The organism is Streptomyces sp. MK37H, assembly GCF_018035285.1.
GTDB lineage: Bacteria > Actinomycetota > Actinomycetes > Streptomycetales > Streptomycetaceae > Streptomyces > Streptomyces endocoffeicus.
The window spans coordinates 1-6,370 of sequence record NZ_JAAAYH010000490.1 but is presented as its reverse complement, the minus strand read 5'-3'; the positions used below and the strand labels follow the sequence as shown (position 1 = coordinate 6,370).

At 71.9% G+C, this 6,370-nt stretch carries 6 protein-coding genes; 4 read left to right on the top strand and 2 right to left on the bottom strand.

All coding sequences use genetic code 11. The features are described from left to right. The coding region (locus GWI24_RS38660) for a PQQ-binding-like beta-propeller repeat protein (RefSeq protein ID WP_210950708.1) at window positions 1–1,262 on the top strand (1,262 nt) is incomplete at its 5' end. Window positions 1,263–1,373: 111 nt separating this feature from the next. Here GWI24_RS38660 and GWI24_RS38655 read toward each other — a convergent pair. Together GWI24_RS38655 and GWI24_RS38650 are read right to left on the bottom strand one after the other, a co-directional pair. Beyond that, window positions 1,374–2,393, bottom strand: coding sequence for a hemolysin family protein (locus GWI24_RS38655; RefSeq protein ID WP_210950707.1), 1,020 nt, complete (start codon window positions 2,391–2,393; stop codon window positions 1,374–1,376). Continuing rightward, complete coding sequence (locus GWI24_RS38650; protein ID WP_210950706.1) at window positions 2,390–3,721, bottom strand: hemolysin family protein; 1,332 nt, start codon at window positions 3,719–3,721, stop codon at window positions 2,390–2,392. The genes GWI24_RS38655 and GWI24_RS38650 overlap by 4 nt, the downstream gene beginning before the upstream one ends. Window positions 3,722–4,145: 424 nt before the next feature. Between GWI24_RS38650 and GWI24_RS38645 the strand changes: the two genes are divergently transcribed. The 3 genes from GWI24_RS38645 to GWI24_RS38635 all read left to right on the top strand — a co-directional run. After that, a complete protein-coding gene (locus tag GWI24_RS38645) occupies window positions 4,146–4,865 on the top strand; it encodes a hypothetical protein (RefSeq protein ID WP_308344235.1) in 720 nt (239 codons plus the stop codon). Between the two features lie 114 nt (window positions 4,866–4,979). Beyond that, entirely contained in the window at window positions 4,980–5,231 is a 252-nt protein-coding gene (locus GWI24_RS38640) for a hypothetical protein (protein WP_210950705.1), read from the top strand. Window positions 5,232–5,242: 11 nt separating this feature from the next. Further along, a partial coding sequence (locus GWI24_RS38635; RefSeq protein WP_210950704.1) for a flotillin family protein occupies window positions 5,243–6,370 on the top strand: 1,128 nt, incomplete at its 3' end.

Here is a 6,370-nt window from a genome sequence, read left to right as displayed (position 1 = left end):
CCACCGCCGGGGTGGCCCTGGCGGTCACCGGGCTGACCGTCGCCGCGGCGGTCTTCGCCCCCGGCATGAAGGACTCGTCGGGCGACGCGTCCGCCACCGCCGACGCCGCGCACTCCCAGCAGCCCGCCTCGCTCCCCAAGGGCTGGCGGCCGTGGCGGACGGAGCTGCGGGTCGGGACCGAGGGGCCGCCCCTCGTCTACGACGAGCCCGGATGCGCACCGGAGGACGGCCGCACCCTGTACTGCGGCGGCAAAGGGTTCACGGTCGCCAGGGTCGACGCCGCCACCGGCCACGTCCAGTGGCGGTGGGGCACCCGCCCCCAGCTGGCGCGGCCCATCGGGGTGCGGGACGGAATCGTCTACACCTACCGGGAGTCGGAGGAGGGCGGGCGGTTCGTGGTGGCCCTGGACGTCGTCACCCGGAAGCAGCGGTGGGAGCGGAGCATCAGCGGCTCCGCCTCGGTGCGCATGTTCCGCGGCGGGGTGCTGACGCTGTCGCCGGATGCCCGGGAGCTCGTCGCCTACGGGCCGTCGGGTGCGCGGCTGTGGCAGTCACCTGCGCCCGAGGGGAAGTTCTGCGAGCCGACGTCGCTGAGTGGCGCGCCGTACGCCCTGTGCGCGCCCAGCGGCTCCGACGGCCTGGCCGCCGAGGGCCCGTACGACCTGCTGCGGCTCGACCCCTCCGACGGCACGCAGCAGCACCTCACCACCCTCCCGCGGAAGGCGCTGACCCTCGGCGCGGTCCAGGGCAAGCCGCTGTTCCTGATCCCGCAGACCGCGAAGGAGGTGTACGACTCGGGGTACGAGCGCCCGTACAACGCCATGGTGCGGGTGGATCCGCGCACCGGCGAGACCACGCGGATCCCGCTGCGGCGCCCCGTGCTCGGCAAGCCGACCCTGCTGCACGGCACCGTCTACTTCGTCCGTCCCAACGGAACGGTCACCGCGGTGGCGGCGGACAGCGGCCGGGAGCTGTGGCAGCGGGTGACGGAAACGGAGAGCCTGTCCGAGCCGGTGCTGTCCCGGCGGTACGGGCAGCTGTACTTCGCCAACCGCTTCGGCCGTCTGCTGGCGCTGAACGTGGACGACGGCAAGGAGGCGTGGCGCACGGCCGCGCTGAACGACCCCGGGACCTCGGCGCAGGACGCGGAGCCGAGGGTGGTGCTCGTCAAGGACGCGATCGTGGCGACGGCCGGGGACACGGCGTTCTCCGTACGGCCGGACCGTCCGTCGGTTCATCCGTCGGTCCGGCCGTCGTCCTGAGCGGCGCGGTTACGTCCCTGGTCGGTCCGGCCGTCGTCCTGAGCGGCGCGGTTACGTCCCTGGTCGGTCCGGTCCGGCCGTCGTCCTGAGCGCGCCGTGTGACACCCCCGGCTACGCCGGGGTGGCCGGGCCCACGAGTTCGTCCAGGACGTCCGTCATCGTGACGAAGCCCAGGACCGTGCCGGTCTCGGACGTCACGGCGGCCAGGTGGGCGCCGGTGGCGCGCATGGTGGTGAGGGTGTCGTCCAGCGGGGTGTCGGCGCGCACGCGGGGGACGGTGTGGACGGCGGTGCGCGGGAAGGGGCGGTCCCGGTCGGCGACGCCGAGGGTGTCCTTGATGTGCAGATAGCCCAGGATGGCGCCGCCGGGTCCGGTGACCGGGAGGCGGGAGCAGCCGGAGGCGGCCGCCGTGCGTTCCATTTGGTCGGGGGTGACGCGGTGGTCGACGGTGACCATCTCGTCGAGGGGGACGAGGATGTCGCCGACCCGCCGGGTGCCCAGTTCCAGGGCGTCGCGCAGCCGCTCGCCGCCGGACTTGTCCAGCAGTCCGGCGTCGCTGGAGTCCCGTACCAGCCGGATGAGTTCATCGTCGGTGAAGACCGACTCGACCTCGTCCTTCGGCTCGACCTTCAGCAGCCGCAGCAGCGCGTTGGCGAACGCGTTGACGCCGAAGACGACAGGGCGCAGGAGGCGGGTGAGGGCCACCAGCGGCGGGCCGAGGAGGAGCGCGGTGCGCTCGGGCGCGGCGAGGGCGATGTTCTTGGGGACCATCTCGCCGATGAGCATATGGAGATACGTGGCCGCCGTGAGCGCGATGACGAACGCGATCGGATGCACCAGGGCGTGCGGCACGTGAACGGCGTCAAAGCCGGGCTCCAGCAGATGGGCGATGGCCGGTTCGGCGACCGCGCCCAGCACGAGGGAGGAGATGGTGATGCCGAGCTGGGCGGTGGCCATCAGCGCGGAAAGGTGCTCAAGCGCCCACAGCACACCGCGCGCCCGCTTCTCCCCCGCCTGGGCGCGCGGTTCGATCTGGCTGCGGCGCACGGAGATCAGGGCGAATTCGGCGCCGACGAAGAAGGCGTTGGTGAGGAGGGTGAGGGCGCCGATGGTGAGTTGGACGACGGTCATCGGGCGGCCTCGGGGGACTGGGCGGTCTGGACAGCCTTGGCGGCCTCCGTGATCCGTACGCGGTCGGCGCGGTGGTGGTCCACCTTCAGGACCGTGAGCTGCCAGCCGTCGTCCGTCTCGAGGGTGTCCCCGGCGGCCGGGATGCGCCCCAGGGCGGTGGCCAGGAGGCCCGCGACGGTTTCGTACGGGCCCTCGGGGGCGGTCAGGCCGATGCCGGTGAGCTCGTCCAGCCGTACGCCGCCGTCCGCCTCCCAGCCGCCGGGGCCGAGGGGCACCAGGCCGGGGGTCTCGTCCCGGTCGTGTTCGTCGCGGACGTCGCCGACGACCTCCTCGACGATGTCCTCCAGGGTGGCGATGCCCGCGGTGCCCCCGTACTCGTCGATGACGACGGCCATGGTGTGCGCACGGCGCAGCCGGTCCAGCAGCCGGTCCACCGGGAGGCTGTCGGGCACCAGGAGCGGGGGCGTGGCCAGGTCGGTGACGGGGGTGGTGGCGCGGCGGGCGGCGTCCAGGGCGAGGACGTCGCGGATGTGCACGGTGCCGACCACCTCGTCCAGGGTGTCGCGGTAGACGGGGAAGCGGGACCGCCCGGTGGCCAGGGTGAGGTTGGCGGCGTCGGCGGCGGTGGCGTGGGCCTCCAGCGCCTGGACGTCCACGCGCGGGGTCATCACGTTCTCGGCGGTCAGCTCGCCCAGATGGAGCGTACGGACGAACAACTCGGCCGCGTCCTGCTCCAGCGCGCCCTCGGCGGCCGAGTGGCGGGCCAGCGCGACCAGCTCGTCCGGCGTACGGGCGGAGGCCAGTTCCTCGGCGGGCTCCAGGCCCATGCGACGCACCAGACGGTTGGCCGTGTTGTTGAGGTGGTGGATCAGCGGGGCGAAGGCGGCGGTGAAGGCGCGCTGCGGGGCAGCCACCGCCTTGGCTACGTGCAGGGGGCGGGAGATGGCCCAGTTCTTGGGCACCAGCTCCCCGGCGACCATCAGCACCACCGTGGAGACGGCCACGCCCAGCACCACGGCGGTCGTCGAGGCCGCGCCCTCGGGCAGGCCGATCGCGGTGAGCGGGGTTTCGAGGAGGGCGGCCAGCGAGGGCTCGGCGAGCATGCCGATCACCAGGGAGGTGACGGTGATGCCCAGCTGGGCCCCGGAGAGCTGGAACGTCAGCCGGCGCACGGCCGTGAGCGCGCTGTCGGCCCCGCGCTCACCGGCTTCGGCGGCACGCTCCAGGGCGCCACGCTCGACAGTGGTGAGGGAGAACTCGGCGGCCACGAAGAGCGCGCAGGCGAGGGTGAGGGCCAGCGCGAGGAGAAGCAGCAGGATCTCGGTCACCGTGCCACCCTCGTCTGCCCGTCAAGGGGTGCTCCGCTGAGGGGCGGGCGGGGTATGGCACGGGTGGTACTGGGAGGTTCGCCCATTGCGGGTCCGGTGCTCCTTACGTCGCTGGGAGAGTGCTGGGACAACACAGCTAGGGCGTGTCCGACGGGTCTTGACGCCTGCGGCGGGCTGTTCCCCTCCCCGCCCCTTCCCGTTGCTGGGGCTCCGCCCCAGACCCCGGGGATCCAGGGGCGAAGCCCCTGGTAGGTCAAGTGTCCCCACATCCATAGTAAAGGTACGGTAAAGGGGCGCGCCCGCCGGGCGACCGCTACGGCCCCGCCGAAATCGGCTCCGCGTAACCTGCGGCTTTTCCGCGTCGGCTCGATTGGCCCCGGGGTTGCCTGTCGTCGGCACAGGTTTATCGGCAATACTTCCGGCCGTGGAGCAGAGCACTGGACCGATCATCCCGCCCATGCACACCGCCGGGACGGATCCGGGGTACATCCCCGGCCTGACGTCCCCGCGCCCTGCCGATGTGGAGGAGGACGCCCCGGACAAGGCAGCGGCGGAGCAGCCGCCGGAGGAAGTCACCGCCGAGGACGAGCCGGAGCTCGACGAGGAAGAGGGCGTCGAGGCCGAGGCGGAGTCCGACGGCGAAGCCGACGCGTCGAAGGACGTCGTCGCGTCCGACGGGGAAGCGGACGACGACGAGGACCCGGACGCGGACGAGGACGGCGGGGCCGTCTTCGAGGTGTCCGACCGGCGCGGTGCGATACGAGCCGGGCGCCGAGGGGTCGTATTCGAACTCGACGGCGAGAAGGCCGAGTTCGGATGGGACGAGATCGGCGCGGTGGAGGTCGACACCCCGCGGTTCGGCAAGCGCTTCGGGATCACCGTCTATACGACCAACCGGCGCTGGTACACCGCCGATGTCGAGGCACCGGCCCGCAAGCTCCTCAAGGACTGGACGGCGGAGCTGGACGCGGTGCTCGACGCGTATTTCGAGGACTCGGAGGACGCCGGGGCTGAGGCTGAAACTGAAGCCGAGGGCAAGGCCGACGCGGACAGCGACACCGACGCCAAAAACACCGACTCCAAGGACACCGACTCCAAGGCCGACGGAGCCAAGGACACCGACGCCAAGGACGCCACCTCGTAGCGGCCGTCCACGCGGGTGGCGGTTCGCCCGATCCCCGCTGCGCACAACCGTATCCGGCGCCGGGAAAACGGTCTAACGTCGGATTTCAGCAGCGGAACGACGGGGGGCTGCCGCATGACACCGGATGATCCTGTGATCGGTCGCACCGGGGTGCTGCTTCTCGGCACCCGTGGTACCAGTGGTCCCGGCGAGGTCCTGGTGCGCGTCAGGGGCGGCTCGGAGACATTCCTCGCCTGGTCCTCCGACCCGCTGCCGCAAGGCGCGTCCGTCCTCGTGATCGACTTCCGCGGCTCCCGCCAAGTCGACGTCATCGAGTGGACCGATCCATTGAACGCGTCGTCCGGCGGGGCCGGCGGCGCCGGTTGAGGAGACGAAGGATGTTCGGTTACCGCGTGCCCGCACCCGACCAGGCGATGCTGATCTCGGGTGGCAGGCGAGGACATGGGGGTGCGCCGTTTCGCGTGGTGACCGGGCACGGCAAGTTCGTGCTTCCGGTCTTCCGCAAGGTCCGCTTCCTGACGCTGGCGATGTGTGAGGCCGAGGTCGCGGAGAAGTGCGTCAGCCGACAGGGCATCGCGCTGACGGTGCGCGCGGTGATCGCGTTCAAGGTGGGCAATGACACCGAGTCCATCGTCAACGCGGGGCAGCGGTTCCTCTCCGACCAGGAGCAGATGGCGGTGCTGACGGGGCGGATCTTCGCGGGTCATCTGCGGTCCATCATCGGCTCGATGACGGTCGAGGAGCTCATCACCGAGCGGCAGAAGCTGGCCACCGAGGTGCTGGACACCTCCAAGGCGGAGATGGCGAAGATCGGTCTGATCGTGGACTCGTTGCAGATCCAGTCGATCGACGACGGCGACACGGGCTATATCGACGCGATGTCCGCCCCGCACAAGGCCGCCATCCAGCGGCAGGCCCAGATCGCCCAGGCGCAGGCCAGCCAGGCGTCGGCCGAGGCGGAGCAGGAGGCGGCGCGCAACCAGGCCGAGTACGCACGACAGACGGCGGTGGTGCAGGCCCAGTACAACGCCGAGGTGGACCGCGCCCAGGCGCAGGCCGCCCAGGCCGGACCGCTGGCGGAGGCGCACGCACAGCAGGAAGTGCTTGCCGCGCGGACGGAGTTGGCCCAGCGGGCGGCCGATCTGCGGCAGCAGCAGCTGGTGGCCGAGATCGTGAAACCGGCGGAGGCGGAGGCCGAGCGGATCCGGGTGGTGGCGCTGGCCGAGGCGGAGCGGATGAAGATCCAGGCCGAGGCGGCGGCCTCACACGGCCGGGTCGCGCTCGACCGCATGCTGATCGACCAACTGCCGCAGATCGTCAAGGAGGCCGCCTCCGGGCTCTCCGGGGCGAACGTCAACGTCCTCAACGGGGCGGACGGGCTGGGCGAGATCGCGGCGGGTCTGGTCGGCCAGGGGCTGACCATCCTGGACGCGGTGCGGCGCAACATGGGCGCCCCGGGCGCGGAGGACGAGCCCAAGCGGCGGGACGAGCCGAAGCGGCGGGGC